Origin of the sequence: Salinirubellus salinus (assembly GCF_025231485.1) — an archaeon.
Taxonomy (GTDB): domain Archaea; phylum Halobacteriota; class Halobacteria; order Halobacteriales; family Haloarculaceae; genus Salinirubellus; species Salinirubellus salinus.
In genome coordinates this window covers 313071-335811 of record NZ_CP104003.1, presented here as the reverse complement: position 1 = coordinate 335811, position 22741 = coordinate 313071, and the positions used below count along the sequence as shown (strand labels likewise).

Sequence of the window (22741 nt, the reverse complement as noted above, 5' to 3'; positions counted from 1 at the left end):
AGCGTCCCACCACGGTTAAGCGCCGGACGCCCCTCGTTCTACGCATGCGACTCCGGAACCTCCTCGGCGGGGCGGCGCTCGGGATGGGTGCCGTCGCCGCGACGAACCTGTCGCTCCGACAGGACCCCGACGACCTCCCGACACCGTTCGGTCGTGACCTGCAGACGTACCGCTGGCGCGGCTTCGACGTCGCCTACAGCGAGGCCGGCGACCCGGACGACCCGGACCTCGTCCTGTTCCACGGCGTCAACGCCGCTGGCTCCTCACACGAGTTCCGCTACGTCGTCGACGAACTGGCCGAGGAGTACCACGTCCTCGCGCCGGACCTGCCCGGCTTCGGCCACTCCGACCGGCCGCCGCTCATGTACTCGGCGTCGCTCTACGAGACGTTCGTCGCTGACTTCCTGCGCGACCTGAGCGAGGAGCCAACCGTGCTGGCGTCCTCGCTCACCGCGGCGTACCTCGCGGCGGCGCTGGACACGCCGAAGCCACCGCGGGTCCGCGAACTGTGGCTGATCTGTCCCACCGCGACCGCGATGCCCGGCCAGCGGACGGCGATCCGGTCGCTCCTCCGCGCACCACTCGTCGGCGAGGGGCTGTTCAACCTCCTCACCTCGCGGCCCTCCATCCGCTACTTCCTGACGGACCACGGGTTCGCTGACGAGGCCAACATCACCGACGAGTGGGTCGAGTACGACTGGCTGACCGCCCACCAGCCGAACGCTCGCTACGCGCCCGCCTCGTTCGTCAGCGGCTTCCTCAACTCGACCGTGGACCTCGGGGCGGTCCTCGGGGAACTGGACGTCCCGGTCACCGTCTACTGGGGCGGTGCGGCGCACCTCCCGCCGGTCGACGCTGGCCGCGACCTCGCCGAGCAGGCGGACGCTACGCTCGTCGTCTTCGAGGACGCGGACCTCCTGCCGCACGCGGAGTTCCCCGACGAGTTCGTCGAGACGGTGCTGGGACGGGCGTCGGCGGCCGAGGCCTGAGTTCAGAACGAACTCTTCAGCCGCTCGAAGAACCCCTTCTCCACCTCTATCTCCTCGCCGCCGGCCTCGGCGAACTGCTCGAGGGCCTCCCGCTGCTCCTCGTTCATGTCCGTCGGTGTGACGACCTGCACCTGCACGTAGAGGTCGCCCTGGCCCCGGCGCTGGACGCGCGGCATCCCCTTGCTCTTCAGGCGGAGCACCTCGCCGGACTGCGTGCCGGCCTCGATGTCCGTCGTGACCGCACCGTCGAGCGTCGGCACCTCCACCGTCGCGCCGAACGTCGCCTGCGGGAACGAGACGGGCAGGCGGTAGTAGAGGTCGTCGCCCTCGCGGTCGAACGCCTCGTGGTCCTCGACCTCCACGTCGATGAGCAGGCGGCCGTTCGGCCCGCGGTTCTCGCCGGGGGCACCCTCGCCCTCCAGCGGGATGGTCTGGCCGGTCCGGATGCCGGCCGGGATGTCGACGTTCAACGTGGCCTCCTCGCGGACCTTCCCCTCGCCGCGACAGCGGGAGCAGGTCTCTGAGTAGAGCGTCCCCTGCCCACCGCAGCGGCGACAGGTCTGGGTCTGCTGGACCCGACCGAGCGGCGTGTCTCGGACGGTGGTCCGCTGTCCCTGCCCGTCGCAGTCGGGGCAGGTCTCGGCCTCGGCGTCGGCCGGGTGACCCTCGCCGTCGCACTCCGGACAGCGCTCCGGACGCGTGACGGTGAGTTGCTTCGTGACGCCCTCGTAGGCCTCCTCGAGCGTGATGGTGAGCGACGTGCGGAGGTCGGCCCCACGCTGCGGGCGGTTGGGGTCGCGCCCGCGTCCGCCACCGCCGCCGCCGAAGAACTGCTCGAAGATGTCGTTCAGGTCGCCCATCCCGCCCATGCCGCCACCGCCGCCGAACGGGTTGCCGTTGGCACCGCCGAACCCGCCGGCGCCGCCGTCGAAGCCCCCGCGCTTCTCGGCCTGTTCGAACCGCTCGTGGCCCATCTGGTCGTAGGCCCGGCGCTTCTCCTCGTCGCTGAGGACCTCCTTGGCCTTCTTGACCTGCTTGAACTTCTCCTCGGCGTCCTCGTGGTCGCTGACGTCCGGGTGGTACTCGGCTGCCTTCTTCCGGTACGCCTGCTTGATCTCGTCCTCTGAGGCGTCCCGCGAGACCCCCAGCACCTCGTAGAAGTCCTCGCTCATTCGTTAGCGGGGCTATGCCGTGGAGTCCCTTGAATAGAACGGGTCGCGCCCGCGAGGTCAGTTTGCCTCGTCGGTCGGCCGCCCCGGCCGGGCGATGCGGTAGAGCGGTTCGGCGTCCAGCGGTTCGGGCGCCCCGGCGACCACCTCGGCGAACGCCTCGACGAACTCGTGTTCGGCGGCGTCCATCTCCGCGTCGTACACCTCCCGCACTCGCGCCGCCTCCTCGGCCTCGAAGTAGGTCAGGATGTAGTCGGTCCCCTCGAACGCCCAGAGGAACGCGGTCTCCACGTGGACCCCTTCGCGGTCCACGATGTCCATCGCCGCCGTCTCGTCGTCGACGCCTCGCAGGTCCGCCAGCAGCTCGCGGGCGCGCTAGGTCTCACCCTCGGTGATGGGCTGTCGGGTCAGGAACGTCTCCATACCCCTCGGTCGCCTCGCACGACGAAAGACGGTTGCTATCGGAGAGGATACACAAATCCGTTTCAGCGAACCCTCTTGTGTCCCCACGCCCCACGACACAGTATGGCACAGTCAGACGAGATGGTCCCCGTCGCCGACGCCGCCGATCTCGCACCCGGCGACCCGGTGGTCACGCGCGCGGGCACCCACGCCATCGCACTGTTCGCCCACGAGGGCGAGGTGTACGCCGTCGACAACCGCTGTCCGCACATGGGGTTCCCGTTGAGCGAGGGCTCCGTGGAGGACGGCATCCTCACCTGTCACTGGCACCACGCCCGGTTCGAACTGGAACAGGGCGACACGTTCGACATCTGGGCGGACGACGTCCAGACCTACCCCGTCGAGGTACGCGACGGACAGGTGTTCGTCCACCCCGACCCGGAACCGGACGTCCCGCCGGCCACGCACTGGCGCAACCGCCTCGCCGACGGCCTACAGGAGAACCTCTCGCTGGTGATGGCGAAGGCGGTCATCGGGCTCGACGAGGAAGGTGAAGGCTTCGCAACCCCCGTCGAGACAGCCGTCAACTTCGGGACGAAGTACCGGGACGTGGGGTGGGGACGCGGACTAACCACCCTCGGCTGTACGGCCAACCTCTACGACGAGGTGGGCGGCCGGGACAAGCGCCGCGCGATGTTCCTCGGCGCCCGGGAGGTGGCCGACGAGACGGCCGGCGAAGCGCCCCGGTTCGGCCAGTACGCGTTCGACTCACGGAACGTCTCGAAGGCGCGGCTGAAGTCGTGGTTCCGCGAGAACTGCGAGGTCCGCGACGAGAACGGCGCCGAACGCGTCCTCCTGACGGCGCTCGCCAACCTCCCGCGCGAGGACGTCGCCGAACTGCTGTTCGCCGCCGCCACCGACCACCTCTACATGAACGCCAGCCACACCCTCGACTTCGTCAACAAGGCGTTCGAGACGCTCGAGCACGTCGGATGGGAGGAACACGCCGACGCGGTGCTCGCCTCGGTCATCCCGCAGATCACCGGTGGCACCCGCTCGGAGGAGCGCTCCTCGTGGCGCAACCCCATCGACGTGGCCGAGCTGTGCTTCGACGCCGCGGATCTCCTCCCCGACCTCGTCGCCGCCGGCGACGGGGAGGCGTGGACCCGCCCCGAGGGCTTCGTCGGGACACTGCTCGACGACGACCCCGAAGCCATCGTCGACGCGCTGACCGACGCCATCCGCGAGGGCGCCACACAGACCCAGCTGGCCGACGCCGTGGCGCGGGCCGCCACCCGTCGTATCGCCTACTTCGCCACCAGCAACGAGTTCTCCGACTGGGACACCGCCCACCACACGCTCACCTACGCGAACGCCGTCCACCGCGCGACGACGAAGACCGACGCCATCGAGCTCTATCGGGCGTGTTTCGACGGGGCGATGTCGGTCTACCTCGACCGCTTCCTGAACACGCCGCCCGCACCCGTCCCCGCACCGGGCGATGGGGACACCTCGCGTGACCCGGCCGACGTGCGCGAGGACCTGCTCGCCTGTTTCGACGAACAGGGCGAGGTGGACCGGGCGGGCCGCCTCGTGAACGAGCACTTCGACGCCGGCGGCGACCCTGCCGACCTGAAACGCACGCTCGGCCGCGGCCTCCTCCGGGAGGACGCCGACTTCCACACCATCCAGAACGTGGAGGCGGGGTTCCAGCGGTTCGACGCGGTGAACGCGGCCGACGGTGACGACGACGACGAACGAGACCGCCGGCTCGCGCTCGTGGCTCCCGCCCGGTACCTCGCCGCGCACACCCCCACCCGGCGCGAGGCCGAGCAGACGTTCGGCATCGCGACTCGTCTCCACCGAGGCGAGCGCCTCCACGAGGGGGAGTAGCCGCCGGCCCGCGTTATTACGCGCTTAATGCAGCCGGCCGGCGACCGGAACTACCTCCGTCCCCGCTCCCGGTGGATGTTAGTGTCCGCCAAACCATCCCTTATCGACTGTGCTCTCCTGAGTCAGGCTATCGTGCTGACCGTAGAACTCACCGTCGACGACATCACCGGGACCCTCCTCGACGCCATCGACGACGTCGCGGGCGTCCGGAGCATCGCCGTCGACGGTACCACCCTCACCGTCCACTTCGACGGCGCCGACACCACCCCCATCCGGCGAGCCGTCGAGAGCGTCGGCGCCGCCGTCCTCACCTTCAGTCAGCGGGCGACACGGACGTTCGACCCCGCCGAACTCGAGCGGACGGAGGACCCGTTCGACATCGGATCCACCATCGGCGAGACCTGAACGACCCCGAGAACGTCGCTCGACCCTGCGGGTAGCCTGCCGGAACCCTCTCCTCGCACCCTCTTGTCCTCGTCCCCGTACCGCCCCACCGACGACTCGTGCTGTACGCGGTGCTCGTGGTCTGCGTGCTCGGCTGGCTCCACGGGTCGCTACTGCTGGAACCGAGTCCGTTCTGAAGACGTGAACCGCGAGACGTGGGCGTGAGGCCTACGGCCCCACTGGCCGCCGAAGACTCGCTACTCGTCCTCGTCGACGTCCTCGTACTCCGCGTCGACGTACTCCTCGCCGTCTGCCGCGGCGCCCTCGCCACCCGGACCCGCACCGGCGCCACCCGGACCACCCGCGGCACCGCCCGGCCCCGCGCCGCCCGCTGCGGCCTGCTGGGCCTGCTGGTCGTACATCTGCTTGCCGATCTCCTGGAGTTCCTTCGAGAGCGTCTCGGTCGCCTGCTCGAAGGCGTCGGTCGCCTCCTCGAACTCGCTCGGGTCGACGTCCTCGCTGTACTCCTCGAGCACGTCCTCGACGTTCTCGACGGCCGACTCGATGTCGCTCTGGAGGTCGTCGGAGATGCTCTCCTCGTTCTCCTCGAGCAACGTCTCCGCGCGGCGCACGGCGCCCTCGGCGTCGTTGCGGGCCTCGACGAACTCGCGGCGCTGCTTGTCCTCCTCGGCGTGTGCCTCGGCCTCCTCTTTCATCTGCTCGATCTGATCGTCCGAGAGGCCGGCGCCCCCCTCGATGGTGATGGACTCGGCGTTGCCGCTCCCCTTGTCCTCGGCCTCGACGTTGACGATGCCGTTCTCGTCGATGTTGAACGTGACCTCGATCTGCGGGGTCCCGGCGGGGGCCGGCGGGATGCCGGCGAGCTGGAACTCCCCGAGCAGTTCGTTCTGGTCGGCCATCTCGCGCTCACCCTGGAAGACGCGGACCTGCACCTGCGTCTGGGAGTCGGCCGCGGTGGTGAACACCTTCGACTCCTCGGTCGGGATGGTCGTGTTCTTCTCGATGAGACGCTCGAACAGCCCACCCTTCACCTCGATACCGAGACTGAGCGGTGTCACGTCCAGCAGGACGATGTCGTCGACGTCGCCCGAGAGGACGCCACCCTGGATGGCGGCGCCTAGCGCGACGGCCTCGTCCGGGTTGACGGACTTCCGCGGCTCCTGCCCGGTGAGCTCCTCGACCTGCTCGCGGACCTGCGGCATCCGCGTCGAGCCACCGACGAGGAGCACCTCGTCGATGTCGGACTTGGAGTAGCCCGCGTCCGAGAGCGCCTGCTCCGTCGGCCCGACGGTGCGCTCGATGAGGTCCTCCGTGAGCGCCTCGAACTTCGCCCGCGAGAGCGTCGCGTCGAGGTCCTTCGGGCCGTCGTCGTCGGCCGCGATGAACGGGAGCGTGATGGAGGCTTCCTTCCGGTTCGAGAGCTCTATCTTGGCCTCCTCGGCGGCGTCCTTCAGCCGCTGGAGGGCCTGTCGGTCGTCGCGGAGGTCGACACCGTACTCGGACTGGAAGTCGTCCGCGAGCCAGTCGATGATGGCCTGGTCCCAGTCGTCGCCACCGAGGTCGTTGTCCCCGTTCGTGGCGACGACCTCGTAGACGCCCCCACCGAGGTCAAGGATGGAGACGTCGAACGTCCCGCCCCCGAGGTCGTAGACGAGGACGGTCTGGTCGGAGTCGTCGTCCAGCCCGTAGGCCATCGACGCGGCGGTCGGCTCGTTGATGATGCGCTCGACCTCGAAGCCGGCGATCTCGCCGGCGTCCTTCGTCGCCTGTCGCTGCTTGTCCGAGAAGTACGCCGGCACGGTGATGACCGCCTTCTCGATCTCGTCGCCGAGGTAGTCCTCGGCGTCGCGCTTGATCTTCTGGAGGATCATCGCGGAGATCTCCTCGGGTGTGTAGTCCTCACCCTCGATCTCCACGGTGTAGCCGGCCTCACCCATGTGGCGCTTGATGGACTGGATGGTGCGCTCCGGGTTCTGGACGGCCTGGTTCTTGGCGGGTTTGCCGACGAGTCGTTCGGCGTCGTCGGTGAACGCGACCACGGAGGGTGTGGTCCGGTCACCCTCGGCGTTCGGGATGATCTCGGGGTCGCCACCCTCCATCACCGCGAACGCGGAGTTGGTGGTACCGAGGTCGATACCGAGAATCTTGTTGCTCGCCATCTTACACGCACGTACTGGTCTCGCGCCGTTAAACCTTGCTGAATCGGTCGTTCACGGAAGGTCAGGACCCCCGCGCCTTCCGGCGATTCGTGGGGAGACCGACCTCGGGCGACCACCAGACACAAGTCGAACCGCTCGGCCACCGACCCGCGCCGGTCGGGAACTCACGGGGGGCGCTCAGGCCCCGTCGCTGACGGTGACCTGTGCGGGGCGGATGACCTTCCCGGCCATCTCGTAGCCCGGTCGCTGGAGCGAGTCGACGGTCCCCTCGGGGTGATCGCTGTCGACCCGGAGGAGCACCTCGTGGCGCTGCGGGTCGACGTCCTCGCCGGGGCCGGGTTCGATGGTGACGACGTTCTCGGCGTCGAGGACGCGGTCGAACGTCTCCAGCGTCTTCTCGATACCGCCGCGGATGTCCGTCCCGTCGTCCTGTTCGAGCGCGCGGACGAGGTTGTCCCGGACCTCGACGAGCCGTTCGACGAGGTCCTCCGTGGCGCGCGCCTTCTCCTGTTCCCGGCGCTTCTCCATGCGCTTCTTGTAGTTCTGGAAGTCGGCCGTCTTGCGCTTGAGCTTCGACTCCAGTTCCTCCGCACGCGTCTCCTCGGCCGCCAGCGCGTCCTCGGCAGCGTCGGCACGCTGGCGGAGCGAGACCACCTCGCGGGCCACCTCCCCGGGGTCGGCCTCGGCGATTCGCTCGACGAGTTCCGGGTCCGGCTCCACGGCCGCTTCGGCGGTCGACGCGCCGTTCTCGGCCGGGTCGACCTCCTCGGAAGGCGTCTCGTCGGCGGCTTCGCCCTCGTTCTCGCTCATGTCACCGAAGAGGCTCGCGGCGTGCATAAGGGTTGAGAAACGGGCCGAGGGCACCGCCGACCGATGGCCCAGGGGGCCGGGGCCGTCCCGCGCCCGTCACCTCGGAGGCGAGCGTTATAACCCGCCGCGCCGCCCACGACCCACCGTGTCCGACGCGTCCCCACACGTCACGCTCAGGTTCGAGGCGGGGACCGTCCGCGTCGAGTGCGACGACGCCGCCGACGGCCTCCTCGCCTCGCTCCCGGGCGTCGAGGCCGACCCGCGGTCGCTCACCGGCCGCGCGCCCGCGTTCTGCTACGCCGACCTCCGGGCGACCCTCGCCGCCCGGGACGTCGCCGTCGACGACCGCGTGCTCGCGACGGCCCCGCGCTCGCTCTCGACGGACTACGAACTCCGCGAGTACCAGCGCGAGGCGCTGGCGGCGTGGCGCGAGGCCGGCGAGCGGGGGGTCCTCGAACTCCCCACCGGGTCCGGCAAGACGGTGGTGGCCGTCGCCGCGATGGCCGCCCTCGGCGTGCCCACCCTCGTCGTCGTCCCGACGATCGACCTGCTGGAGCAGTGGGAGCGCGAACTCCGCACGGAGTTCGGTGACCCGGTCGGGTGCCTCGGCGGCGGTGAACAGCGCGTCGAACCCGTCACCGTCTCCACCTACGACTCGGCCTACCTCCGGGCGGACGACCTCGGCGACCGGTTCGGCCTCGTCGTCTTCGACGAGGTCCACCACCTCGGGGGCGAGGGCTACCGCGAGATCGCCCGGTTGCTGGCGGCGCCCGCCCGGCTCGGCCTCACCGCCACCTTCGAGCGGCCCGACGGCGCCCACGAGACCATCGAAGAACTGGTCGGGCCCGTCGTCTACCGCCGAGACCCCGAGGACCTCGCCGGCGACCACCTCGCCGCGTTCGACATCAAGCGCGTCGAGGTGTCGCTCACGCCCGCGGAACGCGAGCGCTACGACGCGTTACAGGGGACGTTCACCGACTACCTCGCCAGTTCGGGTATCAACATGCGCTCCGGGAGCGACTACCGGGAACTGGTCAAGCGCTCGGGGACCGACCCCCGCGCTCGGGAAGCCCTGCTGGCCAAGCAGCGCGCGCGAGAGGTGATGATGAACGCCGAGCGCAAGGTCGAGGAACTGGCCGCCATCCTCGACCGGCACCGCGAGGACCGCGTCATCGTGTTCACGGCCTACACCGACCTCGTCTACCGGCTCTCCGAGCGGTTCCTGCTCCCCGCCATCACCCACGAGACGGGCGCCGAGGAGCGCCGCGAGATACTCGGGCGGTTCCGCGACGGCCGCTACTCCCGCGTCGTGGCGGCGAACGTCCTCGACGAGGGAGTGGACGTGCCGGACGCGAACGTCGCCGTCGTCCTCTCCGGGTCGGGATCCGAGCGGGAGTTCACCCAGCGACTCGGCCGTATCCTCCGCCCGAAAGCGGACGGGGGCAGGGCGCTGCTCTACGAACTCGTCACGGCGGAGACGGCAGAGGAACGGGTCGCCGCGCGACGGCGTGGGTGAGGGCTCCGGGTGGGCGCGGAGGCAGAGGTCGTGACCGCCCCGTCGGTTTCCTTCCTCGTCCACGATCGATATTCCAAGCCGTCCGGTGTCAGGTGTTGGTGACGCATAACGAAGTCCGGTGGTCGTGATGTCCCCCGTGACAGCGCACGACCCATGACAGCATCACGAACCGACGGCGAGACAGGGCGTGCACCGGACGACGGGATGGTATGGATCCCCAGCGGGACGTTCCGGATGGGTTCGGACGAGTTCTACCCGGAGGAAGCGCCGACCCGCGAGGTGGCGGTCGACGGCTTCTGGATGGACGAGACGCCGGTGACGAACGCCGAGTTCGAGCGCTTCGTCGCGGACACCGACTACACGACGTTCGCCGAGCGTGACCCCGACCCCGACGACTACCCCGGAGCGGACCCGGACGCGCTCGTCCCCGGGTCGGCGGTGTTCACCTCCCCGGACGGTCCCGTCGACCTCCGGGAACCGAACCAGTGGTGGGCGTACGTCCCGGCCGCCGACTGGCGTCACCCGTTCGGGCCGGAGAGCACCATCGAGGACCGCATGGACCACCCGGTGGTCCACGTGGCGTACGAGGACGCCGTCGCGTACGCGGACTGGGCGGGGAAGACGCTCCCGACCGAGGCCGAGTGGGAGCGTGCCGCCCGCGGTGGGCTGGAGGGCAAGCGGTTCGTCTGGGGGGACGAACACCGACCCGACGGGCAGGTGCTGGCGAACACGTGGCAGGGGCAGTTCCCCCACGAGAACACGCTGGTCGACGGATACGAGCGCACCTCGCCGGTCGGTGCGTTCCCCGCGAACGGTTTCGACCTGTACGACGTCACAGGGAACGTCTGGGAGTGGACGAGCGACTGGTTCAGCGCGGACCCGACGGCCGGGACGAGCACGTCGCCCTCGTGCTGTACGCCGACGAACCCGAGGGGTGTCACCGAAGACCAGAGCGTCGACCCGCGCGACCCGTCGAGGATTCCCCGCAAGGTGCTCAAGGGCGGGTCACACCTCTGCGCGCCGAACTACTGCTTCCGATACCGGCCGGCGGCCCGGTATCCCGAGCCAGTCGACACGACGACGAACCACGTCGGCTTTCGGTGTATCGTACGGAGTGAGGAGTGATGGGCAGGCAGGCGGCCGGGGGTGGGTGCGTCTCGGTCCTCGAGCGCGCCGCATGTCACGGGTGAACCCGATGTGATCGACACGATGTGGCTCGTGCAGGTGGACCCGACGAGTCTGACCGTCGCCGCTGGCCTGTTCACCCTCGTGCTCTCGTCGGTCCACCTGCTGGCAGACCGACTGCAGTTCCCGGGCCGGTGGCAACGGTGGTGGCTGTCGGCCGCCGGTGGCGTGTCGGTCGCGTACGTCTTCATCCTCCTCCTCCCGGAGGTGAGCGAGGCCGCAGCCATCACCGGGACGCTCCGCGGGGAGGCGTTCCTCGCCGAACAGCTCCTCTACGTGGCCGCACTCCTCGGCTTCGTCGTGTTCTACGGCGTCGAGGTGTTCGTCACGCAGCGCCGGAAGACAGCGGCGGAGGACACGCCGGGGGTATTCTGGTTCCACGTGGTCGTGTTCACGCTCTACAGCGCCCTCATCGGCTATCTGCTCTTCCACCAGGAGGTCGAGACCCTCGCGAACCTCGTCCTGTACGCGCTGGCGATGGTCCTCCACTTCCTGGTGACCGACTACGGGCTCAGCCGTCACCACGGGGAGGCGTTCCACCGACGGGCTCGGTGGGTGCTCGCGGCTGGGACCCTGGTCGGTGGCGTCCTCGGGGTCACGGTCGACGGCGCCCGACTCGGCCTGACGTTACTCTACGGGTTCGTCGCCGGCGCCATCGTCCTGAACGTCATCAAGGAGGAACTGCCCCAGGTCGACCAGAACCGGTTCCTCGCGTTCGTGGTCGGTGTCTTCCTCTACACCGTCGTGCTCCTGCTCGTCTGACGCACCCGGTGGAGGGCCACGGCTGCAGGAGCGTCCACGGTCGCGGGCGGGGTCCCGACGAGCGGGACGGCACGCCCCACCCGAGTGACGGCCTCGCTACATTCCCGGCCGTCGAGAACGAGCGACAGCGGTACCGGTGCGGGTCACGGAGCCCCCATATGGAACTCACACGGAGACAGTGGCTCCTCGGGCTGGTGACCGCCCTCGTCGGGGCGGTCGCCGTCGCGAGCTACCGGGCCGAGCGAGCGACCGAGCGACTCGTCCGTGACCTCCGCGCGGCGGCCGACACCACCGCCGCCGAACCCGCCACCGACGACGAACTGCGCGACCTCCCGGACCCCGCCCGCCGGTACTTCGAGACCGTGCTCCCGGACGACCACCGCCCCGTCCGAACCGCACGGCTCGAACAGGAGGGCACGATACAGATGGGGGAGGGCGACGACGGCTGGAAGCCGTTCACCGCGACGCAACACGTCACCGTCGACCCGCCGGGGTTCGTCTGGGACGCCACCGTCGAGATGGCGCCGTTCGTCGGCGCGCGGGTCGTCGACGCCTACCACGACGGGGCGGGGACGCTCCGCGCGACGGTGTTCGGACTCCCCGTGATGTCTGCCGACCCCGGCCCCGAACTGGACGAGGGGGAACTCCTCCGCTACCTCGCCGAGGCGGCGTGGGTCCCGACCGCACTGCTCCCGACCGCGGGTGTCGAGTGGGACGCCGTCGGTGCGGACGCAGCCCGCGCGACCCTGACCGACGGGGACGTCCGCGCCACGCTCACGTTCCGGTTCGGCGAGGACGACCTCGTCAGGGAGGTGGCCGGGCGGCGCTATCGAGAGGAGACGGGCGACGAGGCGGCGTGGGTGGGCCGGTTCGACGCCTACGAGCGACACGACGGCCTCCTCGTCCCGACCGAGGGCGAGGTGGCGTGGCGGCTCCCCGAGGGTGACGTACCATACTGGCGCGGGACCGTGACGGCGTTCGACTACGACACCGGCCGGTCCCGTCCCCGGACCGAGCGCCGTGACCGACTCACCAGCGCCTGACGCGGCGGCTACTCGGGGAGCCCCTCGACGCCCTCGCTGACCGACGTACCCGTCTCGAGGCGGGCGAGCACCGACTCGGTGAGCGCCTCAACCATCCCCACGTCGGCGAAGCTCGGCGCGGGGTTGACGTCGACGGCCCAGAACCGGCCCTCGGCCTCGACGAAGTCGACGCCGAGCGCCTGTGCACCCGTCGTCCGGAGGAGGAGTCTGAGTTTCGCCGCGAGGAACGGGTGGGGCGTGACCAGCCCGAGCGTCCGCTTCGGCCCGAGGCGCTTCGAGGTGGTCAGCAGCGTCCGCGTCTCGATACCCGTGCCGGTATCGACGACGTAGTACTTGTAGTCCACCGGCCGGGCGTCGAGGAGTCGCTGGTAGAACGTCGGTACCGGGGTGTCGGTGTCGGCGTCCCAGTGGACGATGCGTTTCGTGAGAGACGGCCCCTCGGGCGGTGTGGTCGAGACGGCCGGCACGTCGAACCCGACGCGCTCGAGCGCGTGGTAGCCGACGAGCCTGAACGCGAGCAACAGTGCCTCGTACCCGTTCCACGTCGCCAGGTCGTTCCGTACCGCCCACGCGAGTGCCCGGAACGACTCCGGGTGGACGGTCTTGTTCATCAGCAGCGAGAGGTCCGCGAGCGTCTCCGGGGCCACCGGTTCCCCCGGCGGGAGGAAGGTGGTCGTCGCGCCGGCCGCCGCCACTCGACGGGCCACCTCCCGGAACACCTCGTGGTCGGCGCGACAGAGGAACCCCACCCTCGGTGTCGCGCCGGCCTGGCCCCCCACGGTGTCGGACATGGTCGGACGTAGCCACGGGGGGCGATAACGCTCTAGCACGGGAGAGCGGACGGTACGGCGGTCGAGAGCCTCACGAGCGGACGACTGAACGGTCGACGAGACGGTCGGACGGGGAGGTCGAGCGCAGCTATTTACCCGGCCGGCCCCCCGGATAGGGTGATGCCAGCGCAGCCGTCGTCGAACCGGCTCGACGACCGACTCATCGAACGGTGCGAGGACATCCCCGCCTCCCCGCCGCCGGGCGACTACGTCGTCGTCGACACGCTCCACTTCTCGAACACGGTCATCGAACTGCTCCAGCAGGGTGCCACCCACGTCCACGTCACGGACGAGCGTGGCGAGGAGTTCGCCTACCGGGAGGCGAACCCCCGCGCGGTCATCGGGGGGTCGAGCACCGACGACTACCGGCCGGCCGAGGGGTACGACTTCTTCAACTCACCCAGTTTCGTCCAGCGACTGGACGTGGCCGGCCGACCGGTGAGCATGACCTCCTCCAACGGCGGGCGTGCGGTCGCCCGCCTCCGCGCGGCTGGCGGCGACGGCGTCACCGTCTACGTCGGGTCGCCGATGAACGCGGCGGCGCTCGGGCGACACCTGCGCGAACGGGACCGACCGGTCCACCTCGTGAGTTCCGGGTCGAGAGGTGAGGTGGCCCCCGAGGACCACGTCGGCGCGACGCTCGTCAGCCGCTACCTCGACGGCCTGCCGCCCGCGGAGACGGAACTCGACCTGTTCCGGCGCGAACTCCGACGGGCGAAGGGGTGGGAGTACGTCGAGCGCCACGAGATCCGCCGCCGGGACGTGCTGGAGTACGCGATGAACCTCAACAGCCGGGCGGTCCTCCCGCGGCTGGAGGGGGACGCGCTCTACGACGTGGGGCGTGGTGGTGGGTCGGCGCCGGCCGCCGACTGACCGGGCCGCACGGCCGGTCGGGACTCGAAACCCACAAACGACCCCGCCGCCCACTCCGGGCATGGACGTCCTCGCCCGGTACGAACCGCTGGTGGACGACTACGAGGCGTTCCGGACCGCCTGCGAGCGGCCCCTCCCCTCGGTCGTCCGCGTCAACGGCATCAAGACGACCCCCGAGCGGGTGCGCCGGGCGTTCGACGAGCAGGGAGTCGAGTACGAACCGGTCGACTGGCACGACGGACTCCTGAAGCTCGACGACCAGCCCGGCAACTCGTGGCCATACGTCCACGGCTGGGTGTACGGCCAGGAGGAGGTCAGTGCCGTCCCCGCCGAGGTGCTCGCACCCGAACCCGGCGAGCGGGTGTTCGACCCCTGTGCCGCCCCCGGGTCGAAGACCACCCAGCTCGCCGCGCTGATGGACGACCGTGGCCTGCTCGTGGCGAACGACAACAACCTCGGGCGGCTCTCGGCCCTGCGCTCGAACGCCGAACGCTGCGGGGTCACCTCGGTTGTCGTGACGAACTCGGACGCGCGGAACTTCTCGCTCAGACCGTTCGTGGGCGACGGTGACCACCAGCAGCCCTTCTTCGACCGGGCGCTGGTCGACGTCCCCTGCTCGTGCGAGGGGACCATCAGGAAGAACCCGACCGCCCTCGAGAAGTGGGAGTACTCGCACGTGCAGGGTATCGCTGGCGTGCAGAAGGGCATCCTCACGCGGGCCATCGAAGCGACGGAGCCCGGCGGTACCATCGTCTACTCCACCTGCACGTTCGCGCCGGAGGAGAACGAGGCCGTGCTGGACCACGTCCTCGATTCCGACCGTGTCTCGTGCGAACTCGTCGAGTTCGACCTGCCGCTCGTCTCGGCACCGGGCGTCACCGAGTGGGAGGACGAGACGTACGACCCGCGCGTCGAGCGGGCGAAGCGCATCTACCCACACCTGAACGACACGGGCGGGTTCTTCTGTGCGAAACTGGAGGTGACCGCCTGATGGCCGACGACAGCGCGAACGACCCGCACGTTTTCGAGCAGCTGCCGGCGACCGAGGCCGACCGCGAGGTCGAAGGCCGCGCCACCCGCGCCGAGGTGCTCGAGTTCTGGTCGGAGAACTACGGGGTCGACCCGACGGTGTTCGACGGCCACACGTTCTGGGAGAAGGGTGCCGGGAAGGTGTGGGTGTTCGCCGCCGACCTTCCCTCGCCAGTCGACGTGGAGGCCGTCGGGATGACGTTCCTCCGGACCCGACAGGAACACTGGAAACCGACGACCGACGCCGTCCAGCGGTTCGGCCGGCACGCCGAGCGGAACGTCCTCGTGCTCGACCGCGAAGAGGCCGAACGGTTCCTCGACGGGGAGACGCAGGACCTGCCGCGCTGGGAGGGTGACTGGGGGTACGTGATCGTCGCTCACGAGATCGCTGGCGACGTCGAACCTATCGGCGTGGGGCTCTATCTCCGGGGCGAACTCCGCTCGCAGATTCCGAAGGGCCGCCAGCGCGACCTCTGACTACCGCTCGCGCAGCGTCCCCCCACTCAGCCCCTCCCACTCCACCCGGTAGCCGAGTTCGGCGAGCACCGCGCTCGCGTCCTCGAACCCCCGGTCGGCGAGGAGCGACTCCGCGTCGACGTACGCCATCCCCGCGTGGAGTTCGTCCGCGAGTGACGCGAGGACCGCCGGCCGGACGAGCGTCCGGCCCACCCGTTCGTGTTCGGGGAACCGCTCACCCTCGACGGCCGACTCGCTCACGCCGTACTCGGCCGCGAGTCGCTCGATGGTCGTGACGTCGGCGTCGGGGACGAGTTCGTCGGGCAGCGCCGCGGCGCTTCGCTCGACCAGTTCGGCCTCGTAGCGCCGCAGGGCGTCCCGGACGTCCTTCACCCGGATGTGGCCGCGGTAGGGGATGGCCCCGTCGGTGAGTTCCTCGACGTCCTCGCCCACCCCGAGCGACTCGTCGACGGCCACGAGGAACGCCACGTCCTCCAGTTCCGCGAAGCGGGCGAGCTTCTTCTCGACGTACTCGGGCGTCCAGAAGCCCATCACCTCGAAGAAGACACGGAAGGGTGCGTGCCGGTAGTCGAACGCGAAGTCCGGAACGACGGCGTGTTCGCCCGCCGCCAGCAGGTCCGGTTCGCGTACGAGGTCCCAGTCGAGGTCCAGCGACGAGAAACGGGCCGCGAACTCGCGTTCTACGCCGGAGTCGTAGGTGGGGTCGGCGACCGGGTCGACGCCGGGGACGGCCACGTCCTCGGGCGAGAGGTGGAGGGTGCGCTCGGTCCCCCGGTCGTCGATGGTCGCCTCGAGTTCCCAGTCGTCACCCGTCGCCACGGTCCGGAGGAGGCGGGCGAACCGGACCCCGTAGCGCCGCGAGCGGCCGAACAGGGCGTCCGGGCCGGTGACGACCACCTCGCGAGCCTCGGGGCTGGTCGCCTCGGTGGGGGCGTGTATCTCGTACATCAGCCCCAGTCGCTTGACGGTCGAGACGAGCGCCTTCGGGTCGCCCGAGCGGACCCGGACCTCGGTGGCGTCGAACAGTGCGGTCTGGGCGAGCGAGAGGTCGTAGCGCGCCGGGAGGGTCTCTGGGGTCCAGCGCGGCGAGAACTCGGCCAGCACCTGCCGGGCGTCGAGGTCGGCGTAGAGCGAGGACTCGACGGCGGCGGCGCTCGTGCCGACCGCCTCGGCCGCTCGTTCGAGCGCCTCGGCACGCTCGCTCTCCGTCACGACGCCGACCGCCTCGGCGGCCTCGAACGCCGCCGCCCGCGCCCGGACCGGGTCGACCTCCGCACGGGTCTCGAACGTGGCGTCCCGCTCCAGCAGCGACGCGAACCCCCGGACGAGTTTGAAGTCCGGTGCCTCGCCTTCGAGGTCCGTGAGGGCGTCCTCCAGTTCCTCGCGCGGGTGCCCGACGTGACCCTGGAAGACTCCCGTGACACGAGCGGCGAGGCGCCGAGCGTCCTCGTCGTCACCCACGAACAGCGGCCGGTAGCCGCCCCCGCGGCGGGTCACCCGGAGGAGGTCCTTCGTCAGCACTGCCCGTGAGTGGGCGGCGGCGGGCCAAAGGCCCTGCGCTCGGTCAGGGTCGGTGGGGGGACCAGCCCACCGGCGAGCGCGACCACGGCCACGACGGGCGAGAAGACCACGAGGAAGGCGAACGAGACGCGGAGCCCGTAGTCGCCCGTCGCGCCGGCGGCGACCAGCGCGAGGCTCCCCACGGCGACGGCGAGCCGGTACCCCACGATGGCGCCGACCGCGGACCACGCCCGGCCGTACCGGGTCCGGACGACGCCCGAGCCACGCGTTATTTGACCGACGCGACCCTACTCGGTGGCAATGGAAGAGTACGAGCGGAAACTCCTGCTCGAGCGTATCGACCGGGAGGGAGCCACGGTCGGCGCGTCCATCCCAGACCGTATCGAGGTGCAGGGGACGGCGGTGGACCTGCGCGAGTTCGTCTTCGAGATCAAGCGGCGGGACACGGTGCCGCCGGGCGAGCGCGAGAAGGTCGACCAGGCGAAGAAGAACCTCCGGCGCGAGAAGCTCCAGCGTCGACAGCTGATAGAGAACGACGAGGTCACGTTCGAGGAGGGCGAGGAACTCGTCGAGTCCATCGTCGGCATCGACCGGGCGCTCGAGGCCCTCCAGAGTCTCGGTCCCGCGAACATCGAGGGCGAGATGAAGGCGAAGGAGGCGGCCGACCAGAAGCGCTGGATGGGCTTCCTGAAGAAGGTGCTCGGGAAGGACGGTGGCCCGCGACTCGGAGGCCGGTAGTGACCCGGAACGCCGAGGTGGCCGCGCTGTTCGAGGAGTTCGCGGACCGCCTGGAGGCGATGGACGTGGAGTACAAGCCGCAGGCCTACCGCCGGGCCGCGGAGAACATCCGGGCGAACGCGACCGACATCGAGGTGCTGGCCGAGGAGGGACAGGACGCTGTCGAGGAGATACAGGGTGTCGGCGACGCCATCTCCACGAAGGTGCTGGAGTACTTCGAGACGGGGGAGATAGCCGAGCTGGAGGACCTCCGGGAGGAACTCCCCGTGGACATGCGAGCGCTCCTCGCCGTCGAGGGGGTCGGGCCCAAGACGGTCGGTGACCTCTACGAGGCGCTCGGGGTGCGGGACCTCGACGACCTCGAGGCCGCTGCCGAGGCCGGCGAGATACAGGACGTGAAGGGGTACGGGGCGAAGACCGAGCAGAACATCCTGAACGCCATCCCGTTCGCTCGGGAGTCGCGCGAGCGAGCACTCCTCGGCGACGCCCGCCCCGTCGCCGACCGCCTGCTCGCGTACCTCCGTGAGGGCGAGGCCGTCGAGCGGGTCGACACGGCGGGGTCTCTCCGACGCTGGCGGCCCACGGTGGGCGACGTGGACGTCCTCGTCGCCAGCGAGACCGGCGAGGCCGTCGTCGAGCGGTTCGTCGGGTGGGAGGAGGCGGACGACGTCATCGAGGCGGGCGAACAGAAGGCGAGCGTCCGTTCGAACGGCCTGCGCGTGGACTGTCGGGTCGTCGTCCCCGCCGAGTACGGCTCGGCGCTCCAGTACTTCACCGGGTCGCGCGACCACAACGTCTCGGTCCGGAACCGCGCCATCGAGATGGGCCTGAAGATGAACGAGTACGGCGTCTTCGACGTGCGTGACGTGGACGACCCCGACGCGGGTCAGCGTGTCGGCCAGCGCGTCGCCGGCGAGACGGAGGCCGAGATGTACGAGGCCATCGACCTGCCGTGGATCCCCCCGGAGATGCGCGAGGACCGCGGCGAGGTGGAGGCGGCGGCCGCGGGCGACCTCCCCGACCTCGTCCACGAGGGCGACGTGCGCGGTGACCTGCACACCCACACCGACTACTCCGACGGCCGGGAGACGCTGGCGGGGATGCTCGAAGCGGCCGAAGCGCTCGGCCACGCGTACTACGCCGTCACCGACCACGCCACCGGGCCGGGGATGGTCGGCGGTGTCGGCCTCGACGACGAGGAACTGCTCGCGCAGGTGGAGGACGTGCGCGAGGCGGCCGAGGCCGTCGAGATGGAGGTTTTCACGGGCGTCGAGGCGAACGTCGGCGTCGACGGCGACCTGAACGTGGGCGACGAGGCACTCGAGGCGCTCGACGTCGTCGTCGCCTCGCCCCACGCCGCCCTCGACGGCGACGGGACTGACCGCCTCGTCACGGCGATGGAACACCCGGCGGTGAACGTCCTCGGCCACCCGACCGGTCGGATGCTGAACCAGCGGCCGGGGCTGGAGGTCGACTACGACAGACTCGCCGAGGCGGCCGCGGCGAACGGGGTCGCACTGGAGATCAACAGCAACCCCGCTCGGCTGGACCTCCGCGGCGCGGCCGTGAAGACGGCGGTCGAGGCCGGCGCCACCATCGTCGTGAACACGGACGGCCACTCGCCGCCCGACCTCGAGTACCTCCGCTACGGGGTCCACACGGCACGCCGGGGCTGGGCCGAGGCCGCCGACGTGCTGAACACGTGGCCCGTCGAGGAGGTCCGGGCCTTCCTCGGGCTGGAGTGACACGACAAGACTCTTCCTCGGCTGCGCCGGAGTATCGCCGATGCCCTCCAGACGGACGCTGTTGACCGGCGCGGCCGCGACGGGCGCGAGCGTGCTCGCGGGCTGTTCGGCGCTCGACGGTGGCGACTCGCTCCGGCAGGCCGAGCACGGTGACGACCCGCGTTTCCCCGACGACGCGAGGCTGGTCGCCGCCGACGAGACGTGGCTCGAAGCCCACCCGAACGGGACGTTCGCCACCCTGGCCACGGCGTTCGAGCGGGAGCGAGCGGACGCTCCGGACGAACTCCTCGCCGACACCGGACTCCGGCTGATTCCGGGCCGGAACCAGTCCAGCAACGACTGGACGATGGCCGGGTTCACGCTCGAGCACGACTACGGAGCGCTGGACCCGGCCGGTCACGTCGGCCGCGAAGGGAGTTACGTGCCGGCGGGCGCGGACGCCGGCGACTCGAAGATACGGCTGGCACGCGACCACCACAGAGAGCCCCTGACGAAGACGAGTCGCTGGCGGGTCCAGTACGACCGGAACGGTTCGACGTGGGGGCCGGAGTTCCGCACGCAGCTCCCGGTCGACGGCGCGTTCTCGGACGGGGACCCGCTGGCAAGCGCCCGCCTGCAGGTCCGGACTCGGAAGTGGCCGTTCGGCAGCGACGAACGGGAACTGTCGGCGAGTCTCGTCTACGGCGAGGACCGCCGTGAGTGACCGACCCGAGCCGCCGTTCCTGCTGGACGTGATGCTCGGCAAGCTCGCCGTCTACCTGCGGCTCTGTGGCTACGACACCGTCTACGCGCTGGACCGTGACGTGGAGGCCGACGACGCCGTCCTCGAACTCGCCGAGCGCGAAGGGCGAACCGTGCTCACCCGAGACGTCCACCTGTCGAACCGTGCCGAGCGGGGGTTCCTGCTGACCGAACGCGACCCACTCGACCAGCTGGCGGAACTCGCGGCGGCCGGCCTCCGGCTCGAACCGACCGACGAACCGGTCCGGTGTGGGCGGTGCAACGGGGAGATGGTGGCCGTCGGCGGCGACGAGGTGACGCCCAAGTACGCGCCCGACCCCACCGACACGGCCCAGTGGCGCTGTACGGCGTGCGGGCAGGTGTTCTGGAAGGGGTCACACTGGGACCGGATGCGCGAGACGCTGCGCGAGGTCCGAGAGTCGTAGCGGAGCGACCACCGAGGGGAGCATCGGCCGACGATGGACGTGTGCGAAGCGAGAGCCTGCCCGAGTCACGGGGAAGGGCAGGTGTGCCGTTTCGGCGCGACAGTGCCGAACGGCCCCTCGGCGGTGCGGTTCAGTCGTACCGCGCTAGCACCGTCGCTCGCTGTGACGAGAGAAGCAAAGCGGCCAGACCCGACAGACAGAACGGGTACTTACTGAACCCGGTCGATGCCGCCGGCGGTGTTCTCCTCCCACTGCTGACACGGCTCCATGTCGTCCATCGTCTCGGTGTGGAGGCCGCAGTAGGGCTTCAGCCCGCTGCCGGTGCGGACGTACTTGAAGTGCGAACAGTTGCCGCAGTAGACGTCGCCACGCGGCTTGGGGTCGGGTTCGTCGAGGAAGACGGCGTCGTCGGTGGTCGCACCCCCGTCGGTCGTCGCCGTGCTGGGACGGTTCCGGGTCGGCGTCGCCGACTGGCCGGCGGTCTGGGTCTCGACGTTGCCGTCCGGGGTCGAACCGAAGAAGCCGATACCGGAGAGCCGCGAGCGCAGGTCGTCGTTCGACACCTCGACGACCTTCGTCTCACCCTGTTTCGTGATGCGGAGCTTGACGGTGCCGCCGGGGTCGTTGCGGGTCTTGAAGTTCGCCACCGCGGAGAACAGCGCCCAGAGCGTCGTGATGGCGCCGACGAAGTAGACGGCCGTGACCGGCAGCGTGTAGTCGACGGGCTGGCCGTACCACTGACTCGGGTAGACCGACTGGAACACGACGACGGCGAGCAGTGCGATGGCCGACCCGACGACGGCCGCGATACGGACCCGGCGGCCGGCCTGCGGCAGGACGGTGACGACGCCGAGGAACGTCGCCGGCAGGCCGAGCCCGGCGGCGATACCGGCGAGTTCGCGCGCCTCGAAGACGCCCAGCGAGAGGCTCTCGGCCACCGCCGTCGAGGTGCCGACGGCGATGCCGAACACGGTCAGGACAGCACCGACGGAGAACAGGACGACACCGAGGTACAGCCGACGGAGGTCGGCGCCTCCCCGGCCGCCCTCGTACACCTCCGAGAGGCTAGTCATAGCGTCGAATTACCCATCCTCGCACAAAAGGCTACGTCAGACGTTCGTCGGACGAGCGACGCCCGCTCCGGCACGTTCGAGCCGGTCTGCGGGTCAGAAGTCGAGCGGCTCGGCCTGCTCCCAGCGCGGTTCGAACTCCGCGCGGACCGACTGGGCGAACTCACGGTCCTTCAGGTCGATCATCGCGAACACCTGCTGGGACTCGAGCGGGTGGGGAACCTCGATGACCGTCTCGGTGTCGTCGATGAGGTTGAACGTCCCCGAGACGTTCTCGCTGGTCCGGACCTCGAAGGACTCGTACGACGAGAACGACTCGCGGTAGCGCTCGCCGATGCTCTCGGGCAGCATCGGGACGAGGTCGGGCCGCATCAGGAGGTTCACCTCGACGCCGCGGTCGAGCGCCTCCTGCAGGCCGTCGAGGATGAGGTTCCCGACCGTGTCCACGTCGAAGAACGACTGGGTGTACGTCGAGAGCACCAGCGCGATGCGCTCGTCGGCCGCGGCCAGCCGCTCGACGAGGAGGTCGAGGGTCTCCTCCGGGCCGACGGCGGCCGTCCAGAACGTCTCCTCGACCGGCTCGGAGGTCTCCAGCTCCCCCTCCAGCTCGTCGACGATACCCTCGTACTGCTCGGCCTTCTCCGCGAGTTCGCGCTTCTTGTCGTCGAGCAGCCGCTCCAGGGCGGTCGACGGCTCGACGGCGACGTACTTCTTCGGCCGGCTCGCCGACTGCGACCGGACGAGGTTGTACTGTTCGATGCTGTTGAGGACGTCGTAGATGCGGCCCATCGGCACGTCGCTCGCGCGCGACAACTCCTTCGCGGTTGTCGGGCCGGTCTCGAGCAGCGCCCGGTAGGCCCGTGCTTCGTACTCGGAGAGGCCGAGGTCGCGGAGACTCGCCATTACCCACCCGTCTCGGGCGCTGATTATAAACGCTCTGTCTGTTGACTCACCGTGCC

At 70.1% G+C, this 22741-nt stretch carries 23 protein-coding genes; 14 read left to right on the top strand and 9 right to left on the bottom strand.

The annotated features are described in order from the left end of the window. Nucleotides 1–44: 44 nt before the first annotated feature. On the top strand, nucleotides 45–989 hold the full coding sequence (locus N0B31_RS01855; protein WP_260594088.1) for an alpha/beta fold hydrolase: 945 nt from the start codon (nucleotides 45–47) through the stop codon (nucleotides 987–989). A 2-nt stretch (nucleotides 990–991) separates the two neighbouring features. Here the strand turns inward: N0B31_RS01855 and dnaJ are convergent, their stop codons facing one another. Together dnaJ and N0B31_RS01845 are read right to left on the bottom strand one after the other, a co-directional pair. After that, nucleotides 992–2161: a molecular chaperone DnaJ gene (gene dnaJ, locus N0B31_RS01850; RefSeq protein ID WP_260594087.1), complete on the bottom strand. Its 1170-nt coding sequence runs from the start codon at nucleotides 2159–2161 to the stop codon at nucleotides 992–994. A gap of 57 nt (nucleotides 2162–2218) precedes the next feature. Continuing rightward, nucleotides 2219–2518 (bottom strand): DUF6176 family protein, encoded by a 300-nt coding sequence (locus tag N0B31_RS01845; protein WP_380628437.1) that lies wholly within the window; start codon nucleotides 2516–2518, stop codon nucleotides 2219–2221. Between the two features lie 165 nt (nucleotides 2519–2683). Here N0B31_RS01845 and N0B31_RS01840 point away from each other — a divergent pair, with 165 nt between their 5' ends. Together N0B31_RS01840 and N0B31_RS01835 are read left to right on the top strand one after the other, a co-directional pair. Next, nucleotides 2684–4453 carry a Rieske (2Fe-2S) protein gene (locus tag N0B31_RS01840; RefSeq protein WP_260594085.1) on the top strand — a complete coding sequence of 590 codons (1770 nt, stop codon included), beginning with the start codon at nucleotides 2684–2686 and terminating at the stop codon, nucleotides 4451–4453. A gap of 132 nt (nucleotides 4454–4585) precedes the next feature. Beyond that, on the top strand, nucleotides 4586–4858 hold the full coding sequence (locus N0B31_RS01835; protein ID WP_260594084.1) for a hypothetical protein: 273 nt from the start codon (nucleotides 4586–4588) through the stop codon (nucleotides 4856–4858). Nucleotides 4859–5094: 236 nt separating this feature from the next. On the opposite strand, the gene dnaK is transcribed toward N0B31_RS01835, so the two are convergent. Next, on the bottom strand, nucleotides 5095–7017 hold the full coding sequence (dnaK, locus tag N0B31_RS01830; protein ID WP_260594083.1) for a molecular chaperone DnaK: 1923 nt from the start codon (nucleotides 7015–7017) through the stop codon (nucleotides 5095–5097). Between the two features lie 177 nt (nucleotides 7018–7194). Next, nucleotides 7195–7827, bottom strand: coding sequence for a nucleotide exchange factor GrpE (locus tag N0B31_RS01825; RefSeq protein WP_260594082.1), 633 nt, complete (start codon nucleotides 7825–7827; stop codon nucleotides 7195–7197). A 145-nt stretch (nucleotides 7828–7972) separates the two neighbouring features. Between N0B31_RS01825 and N0B31_RS01820 the strand changes: the two genes are divergently transcribed. The 4 genes from N0B31_RS01820 (at nucleotide 7973) to N0B31_RS01805 (ending at nucleotide 12333) form a co-directional block, all read left to right on the top strand. Then, the gene (locus N0B31_RS01820; RefSeq protein WP_260594081.1) at nucleotides 7973–9343 is read left to right on the top strand and encodes a DEAD/DEAH box helicase family protein; all 1371 of its coding nucleotides are present in this window, start codon (nucleotides 7973–7975) and stop codon (nucleotides 9341–9343) included. Between the two features lie 153 nt (nucleotides 9344–9496). Continuing rightward, nucleotides 9497–10468 (top strand): formylglycine-generating enzyme family protein, encoded by a 972-nt coding sequence (locus tag N0B31_RS01815; RefSeq protein ID WP_260594080.1) that lies wholly within the window; start codon nucleotides 9497–9499, stop codon nucleotides 10466–10468. Nucleotides 10469–10540: 72 nt separating this feature from the next. After that, complete coding sequence (locus tag N0B31_RS01810; RefSeq protein ID WP_260594079.1) at nucleotides 10541–11290, top strand: hypothetical protein; 750 nt, start codon at nucleotides 10541–10543, stop codon at nucleotides 11288–11290. Nucleotides 11291–11448: 158 nt separating this feature from the next. Then, the gene (locus N0B31_RS01805; protein WP_260594078.1) at nucleotides 11449–12333 is read left to right on the top strand and encodes a DUF6920 family protein; all 885 of its coding nucleotides are present in this window, start codon (nucleotides 11449–11451) and stop codon (nucleotides 12331–12333) included. An 8-nt stretch (nucleotides 12334–12341) separates the two neighbouring features. Here N0B31_RS01805 and N0B31_RS01800 read toward each other — a convergent pair whose 3' ends face one another. After that, nucleotides 12342–13124: a hypothetical protein gene (locus N0B31_RS01800; protein WP_260594077.1), complete on the bottom strand. Its 783-nt coding sequence runs from the start codon at nucleotides 13122–13124 to the stop codon at nucleotides 12342–12344. Between the two features lie 159 nt (nucleotides 13125–13283). Between N0B31_RS01800 and N0B31_RS01795 the strand changes: the two genes are divergently transcribed. The 3 genes from N0B31_RS01795 (at nucleotide 13284) to N0B31_RS01785 (ending at nucleotide 15542) form a co-directional block, all read left to right on the top strand. Beyond that, on the top strand, nucleotides 13284–14036 hold the full coding sequence (locus tag N0B31_RS01795) for a 2-phosphosulfolactate phosphatase (RefSeq protein WP_260594076.1): 753 nt from the start codon (nucleotides 13284–13286) through the stop codon (nucleotides 14034–14036). A gap of 61 nt (nucleotides 14037–14097) precedes the next feature. Beyond that, nucleotides 14098–15027, top strand: a complete 930-nt coding sequence (locus tag N0B31_RS01790) for an RsmB/NOP family class I SAM-dependent RNA methyltransferase (protein ID WP_260594075.1) — start codon at nucleotides 14098–14100, stop codon at nucleotides 15025–15027. Then, nucleotides 15027–15542: a DUF7122 family protein gene (locus tag N0B31_RS01785; RefSeq protein WP_260594074.1), complete on the top strand. Its 516-nt coding sequence runs from the start codon at nucleotides 15027–15029 to the stop codon at nucleotides 15540–15542. Before N0B31_RS01790 ends, N0B31_RS01785 begins: the two co-directional genes overlap by 1 nt. On the opposite strand, the gene N0B31_RS01780 is transcribed toward N0B31_RS01785, so the two are convergent. After that, entirely contained in the window at nucleotides 15543–17063 is a 1521-nt protein-coding gene (locus N0B31_RS01780; protein WP_260594073.1) for a DUF790 family protein, read from the bottom strand. Then, nucleotides 17057–17269 (bottom strand): hypothetical protein, encoded by a 213-nt coding sequence (locus N0B31_RS01775; protein ID WP_260594072.1) that lies wholly within the window; start codon nucleotides 17267–17269, stop codon nucleotides 17057–17059. Before N0B31_RS01775 ends, N0B31_RS01780 begins: the two co-directional genes overlap by 7 nt. Before the next feature lie 94 nt (nucleotides 17270–17363). Between N0B31_RS01775 and N0B31_RS01770 the strand changes: the two genes are divergently transcribed. From N0B31_RS01770 to N0B31_RS01755, 4 genes are read left to right on the top strand one after another with little or no spacing between them, the layout of a single operon-like run. After that, complete coding sequence (locus tag N0B31_RS01770) at nucleotides 17364–17801, top strand: DUF5788 family protein (protein ID WP_260594071.1); 438 nt, start codon at nucleotides 17364–17366, stop codon at nucleotides 17799–17801. Beyond that, nucleotides 17801–19546, top strand: a complete 1746-nt coding sequence (polX, locus tag N0B31_RS01765; RefSeq protein ID WP_260594070.1) for a DNA polymerase/3'-5' exonuclease PolX — start codon at nucleotides 17801–17803, stop codon at nucleotides 19544–19546. Before N0B31_RS01770 ends, polX begins: the two co-directional genes overlap by 1 nt. A gap of 40 nt (nucleotides 19547–19586) precedes the next feature. Next, nucleotides 19587–20249: a hypothetical protein gene (locus tag N0B31_RS01760; protein WP_260594069.1), complete on the top strand. Its 663-nt coding sequence runs from the start codon at nucleotides 19587–19589 to the stop codon at nucleotides 20247–20249. Then, nucleotides 20242–20712, top strand: a complete 471-nt coding sequence (locus tag N0B31_RS01755) for a Mut7-C RNAse domain-containing protein (protein ID WP_380626872.1) — start codon at nucleotides 20242–20244, stop codon at nucleotides 20710–20712. The genes N0B31_RS01760 and N0B31_RS01755 overlap by 8 nt, the downstream gene beginning before the upstream one ends. A gap of 209 nt (nucleotides 20713–20921) precedes the next feature. Here the strand turns inward: N0B31_RS01755 and N0B31_RS01750 are convergent, their stop codons facing one another. Together N0B31_RS01750 and N0B31_RS01745 are read right to left on the bottom strand one after the other, a co-directional pair. After that, the gene (locus N0B31_RS01750; RefSeq protein ID WP_260594068.1) at nucleotides 20922–21785 is read right to left on the bottom strand and encodes a cell division protein CdpA domain-containing protein; all 864 of its coding nucleotides are present in this window, start codon (nucleotides 21783–21785) and stop codon (nucleotides 20922–20924) included. A gap of 93 nt (nucleotides 21786–21878) precedes the next feature. Next, nucleotides 21879–22685, bottom strand: a complete 807-nt coding sequence (locus N0B31_RS01745) for a TrmB family transcriptional regulator (protein ID WP_260594067.1) — start codon at nucleotides 22683–22685, stop codon at nucleotides 21879–21881. Nucleotides 22686–22741 lie beyond the last annotated feature (56 nt).

Excerpts from the sequence above, each read along its gene's own strand:
- N0B31_RS01760 (WP_260594069.1), top strand. The coding sequence starts at position 19,587 with ATGCCCTCCAGACGGACGCTGTTGACCGGCGCGGCCGCGACGGGCGCG.
- N0B31_RS01745 (WP_260594067.1), bottom strand. The coding sequence starts at position 22,685 with ATGGCGAGTCTCCGCGACCTCGGCCTCTCCGAGTACGAAGCACGGGCC.
- N0B31_RS01805 (WP_260594078.1), top strand. The coding sequence starts at position 11,449 with ATGGAACTCACACGGAGACAGTGGCTCCTCGGGCTGGTGACCGCCCTC.
- N0B31_RS01750 (WP_260594068.1), bottom strand. The coding sequence starts at position 21,785 with ATGACTAGCCTCTCGGAGGTGTACGAGGGCGGCCGGGGAGGCGCCGAC.
- N0B31_RS01785 (WP_260594074.1), top strand. The coding sequence starts at position 15,027 with ATGGCCGACGACAGCGCGAACGACCCGCACGTTTTCGAGCAGCTGCCG.
- N0B31_RS01770 (WP_260594071.1), top strand. The coding sequence starts at position 17,364 with ATGGAAGAGTACGAGCGGAAACTCCTGCTCGAGCGTATCGACCGGGAG.
- N0B31_RS01815 (WP_260594080.1), top strand. The coding sequence starts at position 9,497 with ATGACAGCATCACGAACCGACGGCGAGACAGGGCGTGCACCGGACGAC.
- N0B31_RS01800 (WP_260594077.1), bottom strand. The coding sequence starts at position 13,124 with ATGTCCGACACCGTGGGGGGCCAGGCCGGCGCGACACCGAGGGTGGGG.
- dnaJ (WP_260594087.1), bottom strand. The coding sequence starts at position 2,161 with ATGAGCGAGGACTTCTACGAGGTGCTGGGGGTCTCGCGGGACGCCTCA.
- N0B31_RS01790 (WP_260594075.1), top strand. The coding sequence starts at position 14,098 with ATGGACGTCCTCGCCCGGTACGAACCGCTGGTGGACGACTACGAGGCG.
- dnaK (WP_260594083.1), bottom strand. The coding sequence starts at position 7,017 with ATGGCGAGCAACAAGATTCTCGGTATCGACCTCGGTACCACCAACTCC.
- N0B31_RS01855 (WP_260594088.1), top strand. The coding sequence starts at position 45 with ATGCGACTCCGGAACCTCCTCGGCGGGGCGGCGCTCGGGATGGGTGCC.
- N0B31_RS01795 (WP_260594076.1), top strand. The coding sequence starts at position 13,284 with ATGCCAGCGCAGCCGTCGTCGAACCGGCTCGACGACCGACTCATCGAA.
- N0B31_RS01825 (WP_260594082.1), bottom strand. The coding sequence starts at position 7,827 with ATGAGCGAGAACGAGGGCGAAGCCGCCGACGAGACGCCTTCCGAGGAG.
- N0B31_RS01840 (WP_260594085.1), top strand. The coding sequence starts at position 2,684 with ATGGCACAGTCAGACGAGATGGTCCCCGTCGCCGACGCCGCCGATCTC.